Raw genomic sequence first — 19,697 nt, 5'->3', positions numbered from 1 at the left:
AGACAGGCGCTGTGTCATGTCTCATACCCAACCTGCCTCCAGGCAGATTGGGTAAGGGAGATCAACGCGATGGCGCTCAAAGACGCAAAGGCCGGCAAACGAAACGAAGCGGGCATCGCAGCTGCTCTCGGCATTCTGAAACAGAGCTTCGGCGAGCGCTTCCAGACCGGCGAGGCCTTTCGCGCCCAGCATGCCCATACGACGACCTATATCCCCGCGCAGCTCCCCGACGGGGTGCTTTTTGCCGAGAGCGCCGACGATGTGACGGCAGCCGTCAAGATCTGCGCCGAGCACAAGGTGCCGGTGATCGGTTTCGGGACCGGTTCGTCGCTTGAAGGGCAGGTGAATGCGCCGAACGGCGGGATTTCCATCGATTTCAGCCGCATGAATCGTATTCTTGAGGTGAATAGCGAAGACCTGGACTGCACCGTCGAGCCAGGCGTCACCCGCGAGCAGCTCAACACCTATCTGCGCGATACCGGCCTGTTCTTTCCGATCGATCCGGGTGCCAACGCCTCGATCGGCGGAATGACGTCGACGCGCGCCTCGGGAACGAATGCCGTCCGCTACGGCACGATGAAGGACAATGTCCTGGCGGTAACGGCAGTGACGGCGAACGGGGAGGAAATCCGGACCGCGCGCCGGGCTCGCAAGTCGTCAGCCGGCTACGATCTCACGCGGCTGTTCGTCGGTGCCGAGGGCACGCTTGGAATCCTGACGTCGGTGACGCTCAGGCTGCAGGGCATCCCGCAGAAGATCGGCGGCGGCGTTTGCGCGTTTCCGAGCGTGCGGGCTGCCTGCGACGCCGTCATCATGACGATCCAGATGGGCATTCCGGTGGCTCGCATCGAAATTCTGGACGCATTGCAGATCAAGGCCTGCAACGCCTACTCGAAATTGAACTACGACGAGAAGCCGACGCTGTTTCTGGAGTTTCACGGCACGGACGAAACCGTTGCGCTGCAATCGGAACAGTTCGCGGAGATCGCCGCCGAGTGCGGCGGCGGAGAATTTCACTGGACCGTGAATGCCGAGGAGCGGAACAAGCTGTGGAAGGCGCGACACGACGCCTATTGGGCGTCGCGTGCGCTTGCACCGGAGATGGCGGCCCTGTCGACGGACGTTTGCGTGCCAATCTCAAGGCTTGCGGATTGCATCGGCGAAACGCAGGCCGACATCGAGGAGCACGGGCTGCTGGCGATGATCGTCGGGCATGCGGGCGACGGCAACTTCCATGTTCTGCTGCTGTTCGACGACAAGACGGCAGAAGGAATCGCCGTTGCCGAAGAGTTCGTGGGCCGGCTCAATGCGCGAGCGCTCGAGATGGACGGAACCTGCACCGGCGAGCACGGCATCGGGCAGGGCAAGATGGCCTTCCTGGAACAGGAGCTCGGCGGCGCCGTCGATCTGATGCGCCAGGTCAAGCAGGCGCTCGATCCGGATAATATCTTCAATCCCGGCAAGATTTTCCAATATGCCTGAAAATCAACATTCTATTCGTCTTGGCTTGCTTGCGGCATGAATGCCACTAGAGACGAGGGATCGTATGTCGAATCGTCCAGACCACGTCTCCAAACCCGGGAAATAGAGCAGGATGTTGCCTGAATGCCGCTTCACACCTTTCGATTTCATGGTCTAGTGTCCGCGATGGTTTCCCGAATGGAGAATGACTGACTTGGTGGGCCGGTTCCTCGTCGTACTGGGTGGGCTGATTGTCGTGGCGCTGTTTGTGGCGCTGCTCGCGCCGCTATTCATCGACTGGACCGACTTCAGGAAAAATTTCGAGGATCAGGCAAGCCGCATCATCGGCAAGAAGGTCGTCGTACATGGTTCTGTCGATGCGCGGTTGTTGCCTTTTCCGTCGGTGACCCTGCACGACGTGCGGGTCGGCCAGGAGATGGACGGTTCGCCGATCGTTCAGGTCGAGCAGTTCTCGATGGATGCCGAGCTTGCGCCGTTCCTGTCGGGCGAGGCGCTTATTTTCGACATGCGAATCGTCAATCCGAAGGTGAAGCTGAGGCTTCTCAAGGATGGCACGCTTGATTGGACGCGCGGCAGCCAGCCTGAGATTCCGGCCAGGACCGTTGTCCTCGAGAACGTCCACGTCAGCGGCGGTGACGTCCAGTTCATCGACGATCAGTCGGGACGGACGCGACATGTGACCGGGCTGAATGCCGAGATGTCGGCAAAGTCGCTGGCTGGTCCCTGGCGCATCGACGGCGATGCCGCGCTTGACGGCGAACATGGCAGTTTCTCCATCTCCAGCAACCAGCCGGACGACAACGGCGTGCTGCGCATGCGAACCCGCCTGCAGCCCGACAAGCATCCCGTGAGCGTCGATCTGGATGGCGAACTGAAGCTGGTCGACAGCAGACCCAACTATCAGGGGACGATTTCGGCGGCTATCGAGAGTGCGCGCACTGCCAAGGCGGCAGACAAATCATCTCTTCCTCCGCGCCTCAAAGGGAAATTCGAGCTTACCAACGAGAGCATCCACATTCCCGAATACCGTCTGGAAATCGGCTCGCAACAGGATCCGTACGTCATCACCGGCGAGGCGACGCTCGATACCGGCGGCAACCCGCAATTCCTTCTGACGGCCGATGGCCAGCAGATCGACGTTAACCGCATCGGAAACCAGGGTGCGGGCGGAAAGACGGCACGCGACCCCGGTCTTTCGGCTCGCCAGCGGTTGAACACGCTGATCCAGATCGTCTCGCAGGTGCCGGTGCCCCAGGTGCCAGGCAAGGCGAGCGTCCGGCTGCCGGCGATCGTGGCCGGCGACACGACGATCAGGGACGTGCAGCTCGATCTCGAACCGGCCGGCACCGGCTGGACGATCGACAATGCGGTCGGCACGCTGCCCGGACGCACGCAGGTCGAAGGCCGCGGACGGCTCAACCTGCAGGGACAACCGTCTTTCGACGGCGAGATCACCGTGGCATCGAACCAGCCTAGCGGCCTCGCTTCATGGCTTGCAGGTTCCGTCGATCCGGCCATCCGTCAGTTACGACAGGCGGGCTTTTCCGCAAAAGTCAGCCTGACCCACGAGCGGCAGCTGTTCGACAATCTGGAAATCGCCATCGGGCCGGCCACCCTGAAGGGGAAGCTCGACAGACAGGCGGTCGCCAATCAGGTGCCGACGCTGGACGTGGCGCTTGCCGGCGATGCGCTCGATCTCGATGCCCTGCGGGCATTGACCGGGCTTTTCACCGGTCAGGACGCCGGCGACAACGTCCTTGACCACAAGATCAGAGCCCAATTGAAAGCCGACACGTTCACAGCCTTTGGTATCGAGGCCGGCGACGTCGAGACGAGCTTCACCATCGCCGACGGCGCGCTGGCAGTCGACAAGCTCTTGGTGAAGAACCTGGCAGGCGCAGAACTGACTGCGACGGGCCGGGCGGAAGGGTCGCTGCTCGACTACAAGGGATCGGGCGAGATCACCTTCAAATCCGCCGATCCCGGTTCATTCTTCACGATGCTCAAGCAGCATCTGCCGCAGCATCCGGTCATGGATCGGCTTGTGCGCAATGCTGCATGGTATACCAATACGGCGCTGCGCGGCGCGGTCACGCTGGGCGGCGACCAGGGAGACGGTCTTGCCGTCACGCTGGCGGGTGTCGCCAATGGCAGCCGCGTGAACCTCGACTATCGCATGTCCGATCTGCTGGCACTGACGGGCAAGGGTACCACCAGCCTTGAAGCGACGCTGGAAAACAATGTGACCTCCATCCTGTTCGGCCAGGCCGGGCTCGACCCGCTGCCGGTGGATGCCGATGCGAACGGCCGCCTGACGCTGAAGGTTCAAGCCGAGGGAACAGATCCGGCCGACGCCGCGCTGACCTTCGCGACAGACCGGACCTCGTTTACCGCGAGCGGGAAGGTCGATGTTCGTCCGCAGACGTTCATGAACGGACAGATGGCGGTTTCGCTGGAGAGTGCCGATCTCGACCCGTACCTCGTCATGAACGGCGTCGGGGTGCCTCAGATGGGGACCGGCCTGCCTTTCAAGTTGACGACGACGGCGACTGTCGACGGCGACAAGATCGCATTCGCCAACATCGCGGGACATGCCGCGGACAATGAGTTCAGCGGGGCGTTGTCGCTCGACCGCAAGGCGGAGAAGACGACGGCAACGGGCGACCTTGCGCTTTCCAAGGCCGATGCCGTCTGGCTGGGCGAGGCAGTATACGGGCCGATGACGGACGCAGCGACCGGCAACCTGTCCGCGGCACCTCTCGGCCTGCCTGTTTTCAAGGATATGGACGTCAACGTGACGCTTTCGGCCAAGCAATTCTGGCCCGGCTGGTCGAGCCCGATCACGGACTTCACGTCTGCCGTCGCGTATAAAGGCGACGAACTGCAACTGAATGCCATCAAGGGCGGCTGGGACGGCGGCACGGTGGATGGCAATGCGCGGTTTACCAATGCCGGCGGTACCGGTTTCTTCCAGACCAAGCTGGCGCTCGCCGATGCGGATCTGGGCGGGGTCGTCTGGCCGCGCGACGGGGCTCCGGTTGCCAACGGCAAGTTCGGCATGTCCCTGTCGATGGAGGCATCCGGCAAGTCGATGAAGGAGATTGCAAGCTCCCTCAATGGTTCGGGCGAACTCCGCCTCGGCGATACCAGCGTCCGCGGCCTCAATCTCGGAATGCTGGCGCCGCTGCTTGCGGCAACCGATCCGATGCAGGACCAGTTGAATGCCGGCAAGGTTCATCCGATCGTCGAGACGTTGCTCAACAACGGCGAGGCAAAGCTGCCACCCACGGCGATACCGTTCAACGTGACGGACGGCGTCCTGCGCGTTCAGAACGTCACCGTCGCGACCGATCAGGCCAAGGTGACCGGCAATGCCCAGATCGACCTGCCGCAGGAGCGCATCACGGCCTCGCTCAACATCAACCTCAATCCCGGCGGCGAGGCGCTTCCGGGCGCGGAACCTGCCGTGCGCCTCGATTTTTCCGGTGTGCTCGGCTCGCCCGGTCGGGTGATGGACGTGACCGATATCACCGGCTACCTTTCGCTGCGCGCCTTCGAGCGCGAGCGTCGGCGTGTCGAGCGGTTGCAGTCGAATGTGCTGGAGAAGCAGCGCCTGCGGCGTGAGGTGTCGCTCTACAAGTTCAACGACGCCGAGCGCGCGAAGGCCGCCGCCATCGAGTCGCAGCGGCGCGCCGAGGAAGAGCGGCTGAGGACACTTGCCGCACAGCAGGCCGAACGCGACAAGGCGGATGCCGAGGCGCGGGCCAAGGCAGAGGCCGAGGCGCGTGCCAAGGAGAAAGCGGACGCCGATGCCAAGGCTGCGGCAGATGCCGCACGCCGTGCGCAGGAAGAGCTTTCCTTGCCGCCCGAGAATTCTCTCAATTTCAAGACGATGCCCGGGCTGCCGGGTGTCCAGGTGCCGCAATAGGGACAGGCGGCGCAACCGGTCGCGGGGCGCAGAATGCCCTGGCGCTAGGTCTCAGCCAGCCGCGCCCGGTCGACAACGCCGCTTACGAATGCAGCCTTTGCGGCCGTGTATCCGTCGCCGTCATATTCGAATTCCTTGCAGAGCGTCAGCTTGAGCACCTCGTAGGCTGCCGCCGTTTGCGGGTGCGCTCTCAGATAATCGCGGAAGAGGATCCTGCGTCGATGCGTGTCGTTGCCCTCGGGGCACAAATAGACACGCTGCTTGGGCGCGGTCGATCGCTTCATGAAGGCGAAGACCTGCCTGTCGTAGCGATTGCCGCGAGGTTCATATCCGGCGGCCTCCAATACCGAGTTTGCCTTTTCGACTTCGCGGGAATTGCGCAGGATCACATCGATGTCGATCAGCGGCTTGGCCGAAATGCCTGGGATTGACGTGCTGCCGATGTGTTCGACGGCGACGACGCGTCGTCCCTCGAGCAGGGTCCGCAGGGTGCGGGCGATTGCCAGAAAGTGGCCTGGCCACGCTTCGTCGTAGCCCACGAGCTCAACCCGTTCGGCCATCGGCCGTTCCTCCATTGGGATCACCTGCCGGATCAGTCCCAGCGCCAGATTTCAGCGAGGAAAGAACATAGACCCGGAGCGCCGAAGACAGGTTGCTGTCGGCGTCTCGCTGGTCGTCGATTTCGGAAATGAGTGCGGCGAGGGGGACGGCGCGGGTCGCGGCAATGGCCGTCAACTCGCTCCAGAACTCGTCTTCCAGCGAGAAGCTGGTGCGATGTCCATGCAGGGTGGTCGAATGCTTCCGGATCATCGCGTCGGTTCAGATTTCGATTCAACGTGTTGATAAAATGATTCCGAATGCGCGGCCAAGTGATTGACCGGCAATTCGTTTCGGCAGTCGCCGGGCTTATTCGCCGTCGCCGTTCCTGTCGATGCGGCCTTGCTCGTGGGCCTGCGCGGCTTTCTCGTTCAGCGCCTTCGTCAATTGCTTTTCGACCTTGGTCCGGCCGAAAGAGATACGGTTCTGCTCGGCCTGCTTTTCTTTGTCGGAACGGGCCTGCTTTTTCCTGAACTGGCGAAGGTTGAGAATTTCGGCGCTCACGGACGATCTCCGACATGAAAAAGGGAAGCGGCTGCTTCCCTTTTGTCCCTATTGTTTCTTGCGGAAGGCGTCGAGCGAAACGACCGATCCGGGTTTCTTCTCGTCTCCGTCGGCGGGCTTTGCCGTCGGCGCTTCCTCGGTCTTTTCCGACGCGACGGGATAGGCCGTGATCTCGGCGTCGGGCAGCTCCTCACCGTCGGCAAGCGGCACGTCGAATTCCAGCTCGAAATTGACCGAGGGATCGTAAAATCCGCGAATGGCGTTGAACGGGACGAACAGCTTTTCAGGAATATCGGAGAACGAAAGGCCGATCTCGAAGCTCGAATCGGTCACCTTCATCTCCCAGAACTGGTGCTGGATGACGATGGTCATCTGCTCGGGATACTTCGACTTCAAAAGCTGCGAGATGCGCACACCGGGGGCACCTGTGAGAAACGTAATAAAGAAGTGATGTTCGCCCGGCAGGCGGCCGGTTGCTGCGACTTCGGACAAAACCTTGCGAATGACGCCGCGCAGCGCGTCCTGCGCCAGAATGTCGTAGCGGATGTGATCCTGCCCCATGCTTTCCTGTCTTTCGTTGGTCCGTACGTCTTTCCCAAGGCTATATGCCACGCCCGGGCGCCTTGGAAAAGGCCGGAGCCGAGTCATACTTTGTCAAACCATACATGATTTGCGCGTCAGGGAGAAGGTGAAGGCTTCTGTTGCCAGGTGCCTCCGGACCCCGCCTTTAGGTGCGAACCTTCAGGACTTGATTTGAAGTGTCACACTGCGATTAAGCAGCGAGACGAGCTTCCGCATAGTTGTCATTTGCAACTACAATTTTAGCCCGATAACGGCGGTACAATGCCGAGCAAAAAGACGATCTTTACACCCTTGTCGATCCTGTTTCGCCCCCATCAAAAGCCGGCCATCCCTCTGTCAGGCCGCCGGTTTTTGGTGGAGGCGCCGGGTACCGCCCCCGGGTCCAATAGGCTTATTACACCGCTCATTTATCGCCATAGTCAATCCGAAGACTGGCAAGGGTGATATAGTGTTTTCCGCCGCACATGGGAAGAGCCGTCGTCATAAAAGCGTTGCGTGTGAACCAAGAATTGTTTGGACAGGCGGACTTGGCGATTGGTTTCGGGCCCCGAGGCGCTTAAATACAAGCGAAACGGAATCGGCGGCGGGCGATGAAGCAGTATCTCGATCTCTTGAACCATGTGATGCAAGGCGGAACCGATCGCGGCGACCGTACCGGTACCGGGACGCGATCCGTGTTCGGCTATCAGATGCGCTTCGACCTGGCTGAAGGCTTTCCGGTTCTGACGACCAAGAAGCTGCATCTGCGCTCGATCATTCATGAGCTTTTGTGGTTCCTGAAGGGCGAGACCAACATCGGCTATCTCAAGGAGAACGGTGTCTCCATCTGGGACGAGTGGGCCGACGAGAACGGCGATCTGGGCCCCGTCTACGGGGCGCAATGGCGGTCCTGGCCGGCGCCGGACGGCGGCCATATCGACCAGATCGCAAATCTCGTTGCGGGCATCGTCAAGAACCCGAATTCGCGCCGCCATATCGTTTCCGCCTGGAATCCGGCGGAGGTGGACAGCATGGCGCTGCCGCCGTGCCACTGCCTGTTCCAGTTCTATGTCGCCGACGGCAAGCTTTCCTGCCAGCTTTATCAGCGATCCGCCGACATATTCCTCGGCGTGCCCTTCAACATCGCCTCCTACGCCCTGCTGACGATGATGGTGGCTCAGGTGACCGGGCTTAAGCCCGGCGATTTCGTTCACACGCTCGGCGATGCGCATCTCTATCACAACCACTTCGAGCAGGCGAAGCTGCAGTTGACGCGCGAGCCGAAGCCTTTGCCCTTCATGCGGATCAATCCCGATGTGGAGGATATCTTTGGCTTCACGTTCGAGGATTTCGAATTGATCGGCTATCAGGCCGACGCCAGCATAAGGGCGCCGATCGCCGTCTGACCGGGGAAATTCATGTCCGATATTCGCAAGACGATTCTGGTTGCCGTCGCCGAGAACGGCATCATCGGCCGCGACGGCGACATGCCGTGGAGGCTGTCGACCGATCTGAAGCGGTTCAAGGCACTGACGCTTGGCAAGCCGGTGGTCATGGGCCGCAAGACCTACGAGTCGATCGGCAAGCCGCTGCCGGGCCGCGCCAATGTCGTCATTTCCCGGACCTCGGTGATCGAACATCCCGAGGTGAGAACGGTCGACTCGTTGCCCGAAGCAATGGCCCTTGCCGAAGATCTGGCGCGGAAGCAGGGCGTCGACGAAATCTGCATCATCGGCGGCGGGCAGATCTACGGGCAGGCCGTCGGCCTGGCCGATCGCCTCTATGTCACTCACGTGCAGACTGCCGTGGAGGGCGACACATCTTTCCCGGCTATCGATCCGGCTCTTTGGAACGTTGGGGAAACCATCGACGTGCCGGTCGGCGAAAAAGACAGCTACCCGACCCGTTTCGTCGTCTACGACAGACGTTGAACGCGGAAAACCAACTATTTTCCAATAAATATCGACAAGTTCCTCATGTCGCGTTGAAAGCCGATGCGGCGATACCTATAACGGTCACGATCGCAGATATCCGCCGCCCCCGTGGGTTCGGCGATCGCAAGTTTTAACGAACAACGAGGTTTTGATGCCCTGGAGCAATCAGAATGGCGGCGGCGGCCCTTGGGGCGGCGGCGGCGGTAACAATCAGGGACCATGGGGGCAGGGGCCGAACCGCCCACGCGGCGGTGGTGGCGGGAAGGGCGGTCCGCCCGATCTCGAGGATATTATCCGGCGCGGTCAGGACCAGCTTCGCGGCATCGTGCCCGGCGGGTTCAATACCGGCGTCCTGTTGATCGTTGCGGCTCTGGTCGCAGCGTTCTGGCTTTTCCAGTGCATCTATATCGTGCAGCCCGACGAGCGCGGCGTGGAATTGCGCTTCGGCAACCCGAAGTCGGAAATTTCGATGCCCGGCCTGCACTTCCATCTGTGGCCGATGGAAACAGTCGAAATCGTCAAGGTGACGGTGCAACAGCAAAACATCGGCGGGACGACGTCTTCGTCGGCAACCGGGCTGATGCTGTCGGGCGACCAGAACATCCTGAACGTCCAGTTCTCGGTCTTCTTCACCGTGACGGATCCGAAGGCCTATCTCTTCAACGTCGAGAATCCGGCGGAAACGCTGCAGCAGGTCGCCGAAAGCGCCATGCGCGAAGTCGTCGGCCGTCGCCCCGCGCAGGATACCTTCCGCGACAATCGTCAGCCGATCGAGGCCGAAGTTGCGGCGATCGTTCAGGGCACGATGGACCGATACCGCAGCGGCATCTCGATCAATGCGATCACCATTCAGGACGTCGCGCCGCCACGTGAGGTGGCCGATGCCTTCGAAGAAGTGCAGCGCGCCGACCAGGACAAGCAGCGTCTCGTCGAAGAGGCGAACCAGTACGCCAACCAGAAGCTCGGCCAAGCCCGCGGTGACGCGGCGCAGATCCGAGAAGCGGCTGCCGCATACAAGGATCGCGTCGTCAAGGAAGCGGAAGGTGAGGCGCAGCGCTTCAACTCCATCAACGACGAGTATACCAAGGCCCCCGAAGTGACGCGCAAGCGGCTGTTCCTCGAAACGATGGAACAGGTGCTGAAGAACTCCAAGAAGGTCGTGATCGACGAGAAGCAGGGGGTCGTACCCTATCTGCCGCTCAACGAGATCGGCAAACCCGCACAGCAGGGAGGTTGAACCATGACTTCGAACAAGCTCCCCATCATTCTCATCGTCCTTGCGGTGGTTTTGCTCGCCATCTATTCGTCGGTCTTCGTGGTCAACGCCCGCGAGCAGGCGATCGTCGTCCGCTTCGGCCAGATCCAGTCTGTCAAGACAGAGCCAGGCATCTACTTCAAGCTGCCCTTCACCTTCATGGATGCGGATCGCGTCCAGATCGTCGAAAAGCAGGCACTGCGCTTTGATCTCGACAACATCCGCGTCCAGGTGCGCGGCGGCGCGACCTTCGACGTCGATGCCTTCGTCATCTACGATATCAAGGACGTTCGCCGCTTCCGCGAAACGGTGTCGGGTGACCGCGAGTCGGCCGAAGCCCGGCTTCGCACACAGCTCGATTCATCGCTGCGCCGCGTCTACGGTCTGCGCGATTTCGACGCCGCTCTTTCCGAAGAGCGTGTCGCGATGATGCTCGAGGTTCGCGACGACCTGCACCGGGATGCCGAGGCACTGGGCCTCAACATCCAGGATGTCCGTATCCGTCGTACCGACCTGACGCGCGAAGTTGCGCCGAAGACCTACGACCGCATGCGCGCCGAACGTTTGGCGGAAGCCGAACTGCTGCGCGCTCAGGGTGGCGAAGAAGGCCAGCGTCGCCGTGCCATCGCCGACAGGCAGGTGGTGGAGATCACCGCCGAGGCGCAGCGCGACTCGGAAATCCTGCGCGGTCAGGGCGATGCGGAACGCAACCGTCTGTTCGCCGACGCCTTCAACAAGAACCCGAACTTCTTCGAGTTCTACCGTTCGATGGCGGCCTACACCACGGCCATGTCCTCGCAAGATACGACCCTTGTGCTGTCGCCGAACTCGGAGTTCTTCCGCTATTTCAACAGCGCCTCGGGTTTCCCGGGGGGCGTTCCGCCGGTGCCTCCGACGCCGTCTGCGGCTCCAACGCCGCCGGCAGCATCCGCGAACTGATCGCGCAATCGAGCTTTGTGAACGAGGGGCCGGCATCTTGCCGGCCCCACGCATTTCAGGCGTTCGAGGTGGACGTCCCGGCGCTTGCCGAGCATCCCACGCAGATTGCACGGGATTTCGCGAAAAGGTGATTTCACCCTCCATCATTCCGCCTTATGCTCGTGGTCAGAGTGCGCTTTTGACCTATACGAGGATGCTTGATGGCCCCCACGATACGCCCGACCTACAGACGATCGCTCGCTCTTCTGGCCGGCGCTGCACTTCTGGCTAATGTCGGTTTCACCGGGGTAGTCCATGCGCAGGGCACACCCCCGACGAACGGACCGGCGTCCGTTGCCGATCTTGCCGAGGGACTTCTCGATGCCGTGGTGAACATTTCCACGTCGCAGAACGTGAAGGACGACGAAGGGGCAGGTCCGGCGCCGCGCGCGCCCGACGGCTCTCCGTTCCAGGAGTTCTTCAACGACTTCTTCAACAAGCAGAAGGGCAAGCCGGGCGGCAACCACAACGTCAATTCGCTCGGATCGGGTTTCGTCATCGATCCCCAGGGCTACATCGTCACCAACAACCACGTGATCGAGGGCGCCGACGACATCGAGGTGAATTTCGCGGACGGAAGCAAGCTCAAGGCCAAGCTGATCGGCACCGATACGAAGACGGACCTTTCCGTGCTGAAAGTCGAGCCGAAAGCGCCGCTGAAGTTCGTGAAGTTCGGCGATTCCAGTGGCATGCGCATCGGTGACTGGGTGATGGCCATCGGCAATCCGTTCGGCTTCGGCGGATCGGTCACGGTGGGGATCATTTCCGGACGCGGCCGCAACATCAATGCCGGCCCTTACGACAACTTCATCCAGACCGATGCGGCGATCAACAAGGGCAACTCCGGCGGACCTCTCTTCAACATGAAGGGCGAGGTGATCGGCATCAACACAGCCATCATTTCACCGAGCGGCGGCTCGATCGGCATCGGCTTCTCCGTTCCGTCGGAGCTCGCGGCAGGTGTCGTTGAGCAGTTGCGCGAGTTCGGCGAGACGCGTCGCGGCTGGCTCGGTGTGCGCATTCAGCCGGTGACCGACGATATCGCCGACAGCCTGGGCCTATCGAGCGCCAAGGGCGCGCTGGTCGCAGGCGTCATCAAGGGTGGGCCGGTCGACGACGGTTCGATCAAGGCCGGCGATGTCATCCTGAAGTTCGACGGCAAGGCCGTCAACGAAATGCGCGACCTTCCGCGCGTCGTGGCGGAAAGCCCGGTCGGCAAGGAAGTCGACGTGCTGGTGCTGCGCGACGGAAAAGAGCAGACCGTCAAGGTGAAGCTCGGCCGGCTGGAAGACAGCGATCAGGCGGCGTCCAACGACCCCGGTTCTGATAATTCTCAGGACGGCGTCATCAATCCGGATCCGGGTGAGAACCAGGATATGGACGAGCCGGACAGCGACCAGACCCAGCCGGTTCCCGATGGAAAGGGCAAGCCTGCTCAGCCGGCGCCGGATGCGTCCTTGGCCAAGAGCGTTCTCGGTCTCTCGCTCTCGGCATTGAGCGCCGAAACCCGTAAGACCTTCGGCATTGCCGAAAGCGTGGACGGCGTTCTGGTTGCCGAGGTGGCGCCTGGATCGCTGGCGGCGGAAAAGGGATTGAAGGCCGGCGACGTGATCGTCGAGGTCGCGCAGGAGTTCATGCGCTCGCCCGAGGCGGTCGCTGCCAAGGTGCAGTCACTGAAGCAGGAAGGCCGGCGCAACGCCCAGATGATGATTGCCTCGGCGAATGGCGATCTGCGCTTCGTCGCCGTGCCAATGGAATGAGTGTCGGAGCGAGCGGGCTTTCTGGCCAGCTCGACAGCGAGTATCGGACCGGGCCTCAGGGCCCGCTCCATCAAGCCTTGACGAAATCCGTCTTTCTGTAGCCCTGGATGTAAAGCAGGGCGCTGAGGTCGCCGTGATTGATCTCGATCTTGGCTTCCGCGGCCACAGCCGGCTTGGCATGGAGCGCGACGCCCGATCCCGCCAGGTGCAGCATGCCGAGATCGTTTGCCCCATCGCCCACCGCCATCGCGTCTTCCGGCGAGATTCCAAGCTTTACCGAGATGTCGTTGAGTGCGTCGACCTTGGCTTGCCTGCCGAGGATCGGCTCTGCGACGAAACCGGTCAGCATGCCGCCGTCCTCAAGCAGGATGTTGGCGCGGTTTTCGTCGAAGCCGAGCGTCGCAGCGATCCGGCGCGTGAAGACGGTGAAGCCGCCTGAGACAAGGGCAGTGTAATGCCCCTTCGATTTCATGGTGGCGATCAGCTCCGGGCCACCTGGCGTGAGCGTGATACGCTTGGCAATGACGTCGTCGACCACCGAGATCGGCAGCCCCTTCAGCAGGGCGACGCGCTCGCGAAGCGCTGGCTCAAAGGCGATTTCGCCGTTCATTGCCCGGGCGGTGATCGCCGCGACCTTGTCCTTGAGGCCGACTTCCGCCGCCAGTTCGTCGATACATTCCTGTCCGATCATGGTCGAATCCATATCTGCGATCAGCAGCTTCTTGCGGCGTGTTTCCGCGTCCTGGATGACGAGATCGATCGGCGCGCCGGCGATCGCCGCCAGAATGCCGGCTCGTGCAATCCCGGCCTCCATGCCGTCACGAAGGGCGATGTCGCTGGCAATTCCATCGGCGAGCCAATAGAGACCGGACGCGTTCACCGCCTCGGCAGCCTTCTCGGCGATTGCGGGCGTGAGAACGGGATTTGACGGATTGGCAACAAGCGTGGCAACGAGGGCCATGATGGAAAACCTTCTGAGCGCAATGGACGCGATCCTGATAACCGGGCCAACCGCCAGCGGCAAGTCCGCGCTGGCGGTTGAATTGGCGAAACGTCACGACGGCGTCGTGGTCAACGCCGACAGCATGCAGGTCTACGATACGCTGCGTGTGCTGACTGCACGCCCCTCCGACGGCGAAATGCAGGGCGTGCCGCATTATTTCTACGGCCATGTCCCGGCCGGCAGCGCCTATTCGACCGGCGCATGGCTACGCGACGTGGAGGCATTGCTGCCCGGTCTCAGGGCCGAAGGTCGGCTGCCGGTCTTCGTCGGCGGCACCGGCCTCTACTTCAAGGCGCTGACGGGCGGCCTGTCGGAGATGCCGGCAATTCCGGACGAGGTCCGCACCCGCCTGCGTGGCCGCCTGCAGGAGCAGGGCGCCGAGCACCTTCATTCGCAGTTGGTCGAGGGCGATCCGGCCGTTGCTGCGGGGCTCAACCCGCAGGACGGGCAGCGGATCGTCCGGGCACTGGAGGTGCTGGAAGCGACGGGCCGGTCGATCGCCGACTTCCGAGGCCGGGCAGGTCCGGCGATCGTGGAACCAAAGGCTGCGCAGAAGATCGTCGTGCTGCCCGAGCGCGCCATCCTGCATGCGCGGATTGACGGCCGGTTCGAAGGAATGCTGGAGCAGGGGGCCGAGGATGAGGTCAAGGCGCTGCTGGCGCTTTCGCTTTCCCCCGAGATGCCGGTCATGAAGGCTATCGGCGTTTCCCAGATAGCTTCGATGCTCAAGGGTGAGATGTCTCGGAGCGAGGTTCTGGCAAAGGGCGCTACAGCGACACGCCAATATGCCAAACGGCAGATGACGTGGTTCCGCAACCAGATGGACGAGAGCTGGGAACGACGGGGGTAACGAACCCGACCTCAGTCCTTGTCGTAGAGACTGCTGAGCGGCTTTTTCAGGATGCTTTCGCGCAGGGAGACGCCCGGCTCACGGCGAAGGCTCGGCGGTGCTGGCGGAGGCTCTGGCGGCCTTGGCGGTGGTCTTAGGTCCGCCCGCAGCTCGCGACGCAGGGCCTCAAGGCGGCTGTCGATGGACATGTCGGGCCCGGGGCCGAAACCCTCGCGCGAGGGTGGCGGTTCGCGCGCTGCGGGGGCTCGCGGCAGCATGTCCTGGCGATACGGTTCGATCGGCGCAAGCGGCGGAGTGGTCGCCTGGACCGGAATGATCGGAGGATAGGTTTGGTCAGCAAGATTTGGGGGAAACCCGTCGTCACCCTCTTCGTGCATGGAGGCAGCCTGGTAGCTCTGCTGGAAGGCAGAGATGTCGGGTCCGCTGACGGCACGCATGCGCGTCACGATCTTGCGCAGATCCACATTATCGGGATCTTCCTCGACGACCTTGTTGTTCGCGCTGGCGCTGTTGGCTTTCGGAATCAGCGCTTCGGAGACACGTGAGAAACGCATGCGCATCGGCACGCTGATGGCCTCGCCGAACGCGATCGCTTCGCCGTTGCCGATGGAGGAAATGAAGCTCGTCGTCGAGATCGACGAGTTGGGGATCGCCGATCGGATGATCTCCTGGTCGCGGTCGTTGGAAAGGCGCATGGCGAAAAGCGTCGAGCACTGGGACAGGATCGTCTGGTCCAGCTCTCCCGGGCGCTGCGTGATAATGCCGAGCGAAACGCCGTATTTGCGGCCTTCCTTGGCAATACGGGCAATTGCCTGCCTTGTCGGGAAGAAGCCGAGGTTCGGATCTGACGGAATGTAGCGGTGCGCCTCCTCGCAGACGACCAGCATGTGAATGGCGCCTTCGCTCCACAGCGCGATTTCGAAGGCCATGCGGCAAAGCACCGATGCAACCGAATTGACGACTTCGGACGGGATGCCGGAGAGCTGGAACGTGCAGATGGGCTTGTTGTCGCCGGGAACCCGGAAGATCTCGGCCACCGTCTCCATTATCGTATCTGATATCGTGTTGTTGGAGAACATGAAGTGGTAGCGCGGATCATTGATCGCGGCGATAATGCGCATCTTCAGCGAGCGCAGGAACGGCTTTTCGCTGCGGCCTTCCAGGCGCCCGATACGCTCGTCGATCAGGGCCAGCAGATCGGCCATCCGGTAGGGAACCGGCGTGTCGGCGGTGATCGAGCTCTTTTCGGTGGTGCGCCGGACGAGCGAGTTGTCGCTGCCGCGGAAACCGCGCTTGGCCTCCGGCAGAATGTCGCGGAGCATGTCGAGCTCTTCCGGCACCGGCGGCCTGCCGCGGAAGACCACCTCTGCAAACTCCTCCAGCCGCATCAGCCAGAAGGGAAGGTCGAGCGTGTCGGTGTCGACGACGACCGAGTGGTTCGGAAAGGCGGCGGCGAATTCGTTGTGCGGGTCGAGGATCAGGACGCGGAGCTTTGGGTCGGCCTCGATGGCCTTGTGCAGCAGCAGCGACACGGCGGTCGATTTGCCGACGCCGGTCGAGCCTACAATGGCGAAATGCTTCGACAGCATCGAGGGAACGTGGATCGATGCGTCGATGCTTTCGTCCTGGGTCAGCTTGCCGATGACAGCCGTGGTTCCTGTGCCGGCATCGTAGATTCGCATAAGGTCGGTGGAGCGGATGCGGTGGGCCACGGCTCCAAGGTAGGGGTAGCAGGAAATGCCGGTCGAGAATTCCTCGGTGCCGTCCTCGTCCACCCGGACTTCGCCGAGCAGTTCCGTCTCGACCTTGAAATAATTGTCTTCGCCTTCACCCCAGGCATGGCTGCCGGTGTTCATGGAATAGACCAGAGCCACCACGCGGTTGCGGCCGACGCTGATCGAAATCAGCCGGCCGACGGACCAGAGTTCCGTGAGATCGGTACCACCGGCTTCGGCTGTGGCGCCGATCGTTGCCCTGGAACCGCTGCACGCGACGACGCGACCGAGAAGCCTGTTTCCCGGCACCTGGCTGTCGCGGCGGTCATTCTCGCCTGCTTCACCTGTCGTCTGTGAGTCGCTGTTCAGCAAAGGGCTACTCCCTCCAGTAGCAAGGGAGGATAGAAGCGAACCTTTAATAAAACCTTCAATCCCTTGCCGCCCAGGTTCGTTTGGCCGTGGCGAGTGGCGGATTTTTATTGCTCTCAGCGTTGACGATACGAAAGTTTCTGTCTATCACTTCCGGCCATGAAGATAGCAGCAGCTCTTATCGTGGTGGGACAGCGCATGGGCAGGATGGTGTAACCATCCGGCGATAGCCACCCATGCGCTACACAACAGGCTCCCGAAGGGGCCTTTTTTTATGCCCGAAATTCGGGCTCCCGGACACAGAATTCAAATCCAGCAGTCAAAACGGAACAAAAACATGACGGGCACGGACAAGCAGACGGACGAAAATCGTATGACGGGCGCGGAGATCGTTCTCCGTGCACTGAAGGACAATGGTGTCGAGCACCTCTTCGGCTATCCCGGTGGTGCGGTGCTGCCGATCTATGACGAGATCTTCCAGCAGGACGACATCAAACACATTCTCGTTCGCCACGAGCAAGGTGCCGGCCACGCAGCTGAGGGCTATGCCCGCTCCACCGGCAAGGTTGGCGTCATGCTCGTCACGTCAGGTCCGGGCGCTACCAATGCCGTCACGCCGCTGCAGGACGCGCTGATGGATTCGATCCCGCTCGTCTGCCTGACCGGCCAGGTCCCGACCTCGCTGATCGGCTCCGACGCCTTCCAGGAGTGCGATACGGTCGGCATCACGCGTCCGTGCACCAAGCACAACTGGCTCGTCAAGGACGTCAACGAGCTGGCAGCGGTCATCCACGAAGCGTTCCGTATCGCGCAGTCGGGTCGTCCAGGGCCGGTTGTCGTCGACATTCCGAAGGACATACAGTTTGCGACCGGCACCTACACGCCGCCCGCAGCGCACGCGATCCAGAAGAGCTACCAGCCGAAGATTCAGGGCGACCTGAACCAGATCCACGCTGCTATCGAGCTGATGGCGAACGCGCGCCGCCCGGTCATCTACTCCGGCGGTGGCGTCATCAACTCCGGTCCGGAGGCTTCCAAGCTGCTGCGAGAGCTGGTCGAACTGACGGACTTCCCGATCACGTCGACGTTGATGGGGCTCGGCGCCTATCCGGCATCCGGAAAGAACTGGTTGAAGATGCTCGGCATGCATGGATCCTACGAAGCCAATATGGCGATGCACGATTGCGATGTCATGGTCTGCATAGGCGCGCGTTTTGACGACCGCATTACAGGCCGACTCAACGCATTTTCGCCGAACTCAAAGAAGATCCATATCGACATCGATCCATCCTCGATCAACAAGAACGTTCGCGTCGATATCCCGATCCGCGGCGATGTCGGCAATGTTCTCGAAGACATGGTTCGTCTGTGGCGGGCTCTCCCGAAGAAGCCGGAGAAGAGCCAGACCGCCGATTGGTGGGCGGATATCGCCCGCTGGCGTGCGCGCAACTCCTTCGCCTACACCAAGAGCAACGACGTCATCATGCCGCAATACGCGCTGGAGCGCCTGTTCGCTCTGACCAAGGATCGCGACACCTACATCACGACTGAAGTCGGCCAGCACCAGATGTGGGCTGCCCAGTTTTTCGAGTTCGAGCAGCCGAACCGCTGGATGACCTCGGGGGGCCTCGGTACCATGGGCTATGGCCTGCCGGCAGCGCTCGGCGTCCAAATCGCTCATCCGGAAAGCCTCGTCATCGACATTGCCGGCGATGCCTCTATCCAGATGTGCATCCAGGAGATGTCGGCAGCGATCCAGCACGATGCGCCGATCAAGATCTTCATCATGAACAACCAGTACATGGGCATGGTGCGCCAGTGGCAGCAGTTGCTGCACGGTAACCGCCTGTCGAATTCCTACACGGAAGCGATGCCCGACTTCGTCAAGCTGGCCGAAGCCTATGGAGCTGTCGGTCTGCGTTGCGAAAAACCGGCCGATCTCGATGCTACCATTCAGGAAATGATCGATGTCAGGAAGCCCGTCATCTTCGATTGCCGCGTTGCCAATCTCGCCAACTGCTTCCCGATGATCCCGTCGGGCAAGGCGCATAACGAGATGCTGCTGCCCGACGAAGCGACGGATGAGGCGGTCGCAAATGCGATCGATGCCAAGGGCCGCGCGCTCGTTTGATCATAAGGTAGAGGAACCCACACCATGAATGCACACCTACAGCCGACGGGCTCTGCCTATTTCATTTCGCCCGAAACTGCGACCGTCGAGAGCCACACGCTTTCGGTTCTCGTGGACAACGAACCGGGCGTCCTTGCCCGCGTCATCGGCCTGTTTTCAGGCCGGGGTTACAACATCGAGAGCCTGACAGTCTCGGAAACCGAGCATCAGGCGCACTTATCGCGCATCACTGTCGTGACGCGCGGCACGCCCCATGTGCTCGAGCAGATCAAGGCGCAGCTCGATCGCATCGTGCCGGTTCACCGCGTCGTCGATCTTACGGTCCGTGCCCGGGAACTGGGGCAGGAGCGGCCGATCGAACGCGAAGTGGCTTTGATCAAGGTGGTAGGCGAGGGCGAGACCCGGGCCGAGACGTTGCGTCTGGCCGATGCCTTTCATGCCAAGGTGGTCGATGCAGCCATCGGGCACTTCATTCTCGAGCTGACCGGCAAGTCCTCCAAGATCGACCAGTTCGTGGCGATCATGAAGCCGCTCGGCCTGATCGAAGTCTGCCGCACCGGTATCGCAGCGATGAACCGCGGTCCGCAGGGCATGTAACGGGTTCAATTCCGACGTACGAAGCCGCTGGGG

16 protein-coding genes and 1 other RNA gene are annotated in these 19,697 nt (G+C 61.7%); 10 read left to right on the top strand and 7 right to left on the bottom strand.

Annotation, left to right across the window (positions count from 1 at the left end; all coding sequences use genetic code 11):
- Positions 1-69 precede the first annotated feature (69 nt).
- Both ASC97_RS15035 and ASC97_RS15030 read left to right on the top strand, forming a co-directional pair.
- Positions 70-1,482, top strand: a complete 1,413-nt coding sequence (locus tag ASC97_RS15035; RefSeq protein ID WP_057469093.1) for an FAD-binding oxidoreductase — start codon at positions 70-72, stop codon at positions 1,480-1,482.
- A 193-nt stretch (positions 1,483-1,675) separates the two neighbouring features.
- Positions 1,676-5,410: an AsmA family protein gene (locus ASC97_RS15030; RefSeq protein ID WP_057469092.1), complete on the top strand. Its 3,735-nt coding sequence runs from the start codon at positions 1,676-1,678 to the stop codon at positions 5,408-5,410.
- Between the two features lie 44 nt (positions 5,411-5,454).
- Here ASC97_RS15030 and ASC97_RS15025 read toward each other — a convergent pair whose 3' ends face one another.
- The 5 genes from ASC97_RS15025 to ssrA form a co-directional block, all read right to left on the bottom strand.
- Positions 5,455-5,970, bottom strand: a complete 516-nt coding sequence (locus ASC97_RS15025; protein WP_057469091.1) for a GrpB family protein — start codon at positions 5,968-5,970, stop codon at positions 5,455-5,457.
- Positions 5,954-6,220 (bottom strand): ribbon-helix-helix domain-containing protein, encoded by a 267-nt coding sequence (locus ASC97_RS15020; protein ID WP_057469090.1) that lies wholly within the window; start codon positions 6,218-6,220, stop codon positions 5,954-5,956. Before ASC97_RS15020 ends, ASC97_RS15025 begins: the two co-directional genes overlap by 17 nt.
- A gap of 96 nt (positions 6,221-6,316) precedes the next feature.
- Positions 6,317-6,511 carry a DUF4169 family protein gene (locus tag ASC97_RS15015; protein ID WP_057469089.1) on the bottom strand — a complete coding sequence of 65 codons (195 nt, stop codon included), beginning with the start codon at positions 6,509-6,511 and terminating at the stop codon, positions 6,317-6,319.
- Between the two features lie 48 nt (positions 6,512-6,559).
- Positions 6,560-7,072, bottom strand: a complete 513-nt coding sequence (locus tag ASC97_RS15010; RefSeq protein ID WP_057469088.1) for an SspB family protein — start codon at positions 7,070-7,072, stop codon at positions 6,560-6,562.
- Between the two features lie 126 nt (positions 7,073-7,198).
- Positions 7,199-7,568: a transfer-messenger RNA gene (ssrA, locus tag ASC97_RS32995) on the bottom strand.
- 115 nt (positions 7,569-7,683) lie between these two features.
- Here ssrA and ASC97_RS15005 point away from each other — a divergent pair.
- The 5 genes from ASC97_RS15005 (at position 7,684) to ASC97_RS14985 (ending at position 12,999) form a co-directional block, all read left to right on the top strand.
- Entirely contained in the window at positions 7,684-8,478 is a 795-nt protein-coding gene (locus ASC97_RS15005; RefSeq protein ID WP_057469087.1) for a thymidylate synthase, read from the top strand.
- A 12-nt stretch (positions 8,479-8,490) separates the two neighbouring features.
- Positions 8,491-9,003, top strand: a complete 513-nt coding sequence (locus ASC97_RS15000; protein ID WP_057469086.1) for a dihydrofolate reductase — start codon at positions 8,491-8,493, stop codon at positions 9,001-9,003.
- A 154-nt stretch (positions 9,004-9,157) separates the two neighbouring features.
- Positions 9,158-10,243, top strand: coding sequence for an FtsH protease activity modulator HflK (hflK, locus tag ASC97_RS14995; RefSeq protein ID WP_057469085.1), 1,086 nt, complete (start codon positions 9,158-9,160; stop codon positions 10,241-10,243).
- A 3-nt stretch (positions 10,244-10,246) separates the two neighbouring features.
- Complete coding sequence (gene hflC, locus ASC97_RS14990; protein ID WP_057469084.1) at positions 10,247-11,200, top strand: protease modulator HflC; 954 nt, start codon at positions 10,247-10,249, stop codon at positions 11,198-11,200.
- A gap of 200 nt (positions 11,201-11,400) precedes the next feature.
- Complete coding sequence (locus tag ASC97_RS14985) at positions 11,401-12,999, top strand: DegQ family serine endoprotease (protein WP_057469083.1); 1,599 nt, start codon at positions 11,401-11,403, stop codon at positions 12,997-12,999.
- Positions 13,000-13,069: 70 nt separating this feature from the next.
- Here the strand turns inward: ASC97_RS14985 and serB are convergent, their stop codons facing one another.
- Complete coding sequence (gene serB / locus ASC97_RS14980) at positions 13,070-13,960, bottom strand: phosphoserine phosphatase SerB (RefSeq protein WP_057469082.1); 891 nt, start codon at positions 13,958-13,960, stop codon at positions 13,070-13,072.
- Here serB and miaA point away from each other — a divergent pair.
- Entirely contained in the window at positions 13,959-14,852 is an 894-nt protein-coding gene (miaA, locus tag ASC97_RS14975) for a tRNA (adenosine(37)-N6)-dimethylallyltransferase MiaA (RefSeq protein WP_057469081.1), read from the top strand. The two genes, serB and miaA, sit on opposite strands and share 2 nt — an antisense overlap.
- Positions 14,853-14,863: 11 nt before the next feature.
- On the opposite strand, the gene ASC97_RS14970 is transcribed toward miaA, so the two are convergent.
- On the bottom strand, positions 14,864-16,939 hold the full coding sequence (locus ASC97_RS14970) for an ATP-binding protein (protein WP_057469080.1): 2,076 nt from the start codon (positions 16,937-16,939) through the stop codon (positions 14,864-14,866).
- Between the two features lie 334 nt (positions 16,940-17,273).
- Between ASC97_RS14970 and ASC97_RS14965 the strand changes: the two genes are divergently transcribed.
- The gene (locus ASC97_RS14965; RefSeq protein WP_057469079.1) at positions 17,274-19,067 is read left to right on the top strand and encodes an acetolactate synthase 3 large subunit; all 1,794 of its coding nucleotides are present in this window, start codon (positions 17,274-17,276) and stop codon (positions 19,065-19,067) included.
- A 24-nt stretch (positions 19,068-19,091) separates the two neighbouring features.
- Positions 19,092-19,664: an acetolactate synthase small subunit gene (ilvN, locus tag ASC97_RS14960; protein WP_057469078.1), complete on the top strand. Its 573-nt coding sequence runs from the start codon at positions 19,092-19,094 to the stop codon at positions 19,662-19,664.
- The last annotated feature ends 33 nt before the right edge of the window (positions 19,665-19,697 follow it).

It is taken from the genome of Rhizobium sp. Root1203, from assembly GCF_001424945.1.
Classification (GTDB): domain Bacteria; phylum Pseudomonadota; class Alphaproteobacteria; order Rhizobiales; family Rhizobiaceae; genus Rhizobium.
Note: the sequence above shows the minus strand (reverse complement) of the source record. Positions and strands in the feature narration are given on the sequence as shown.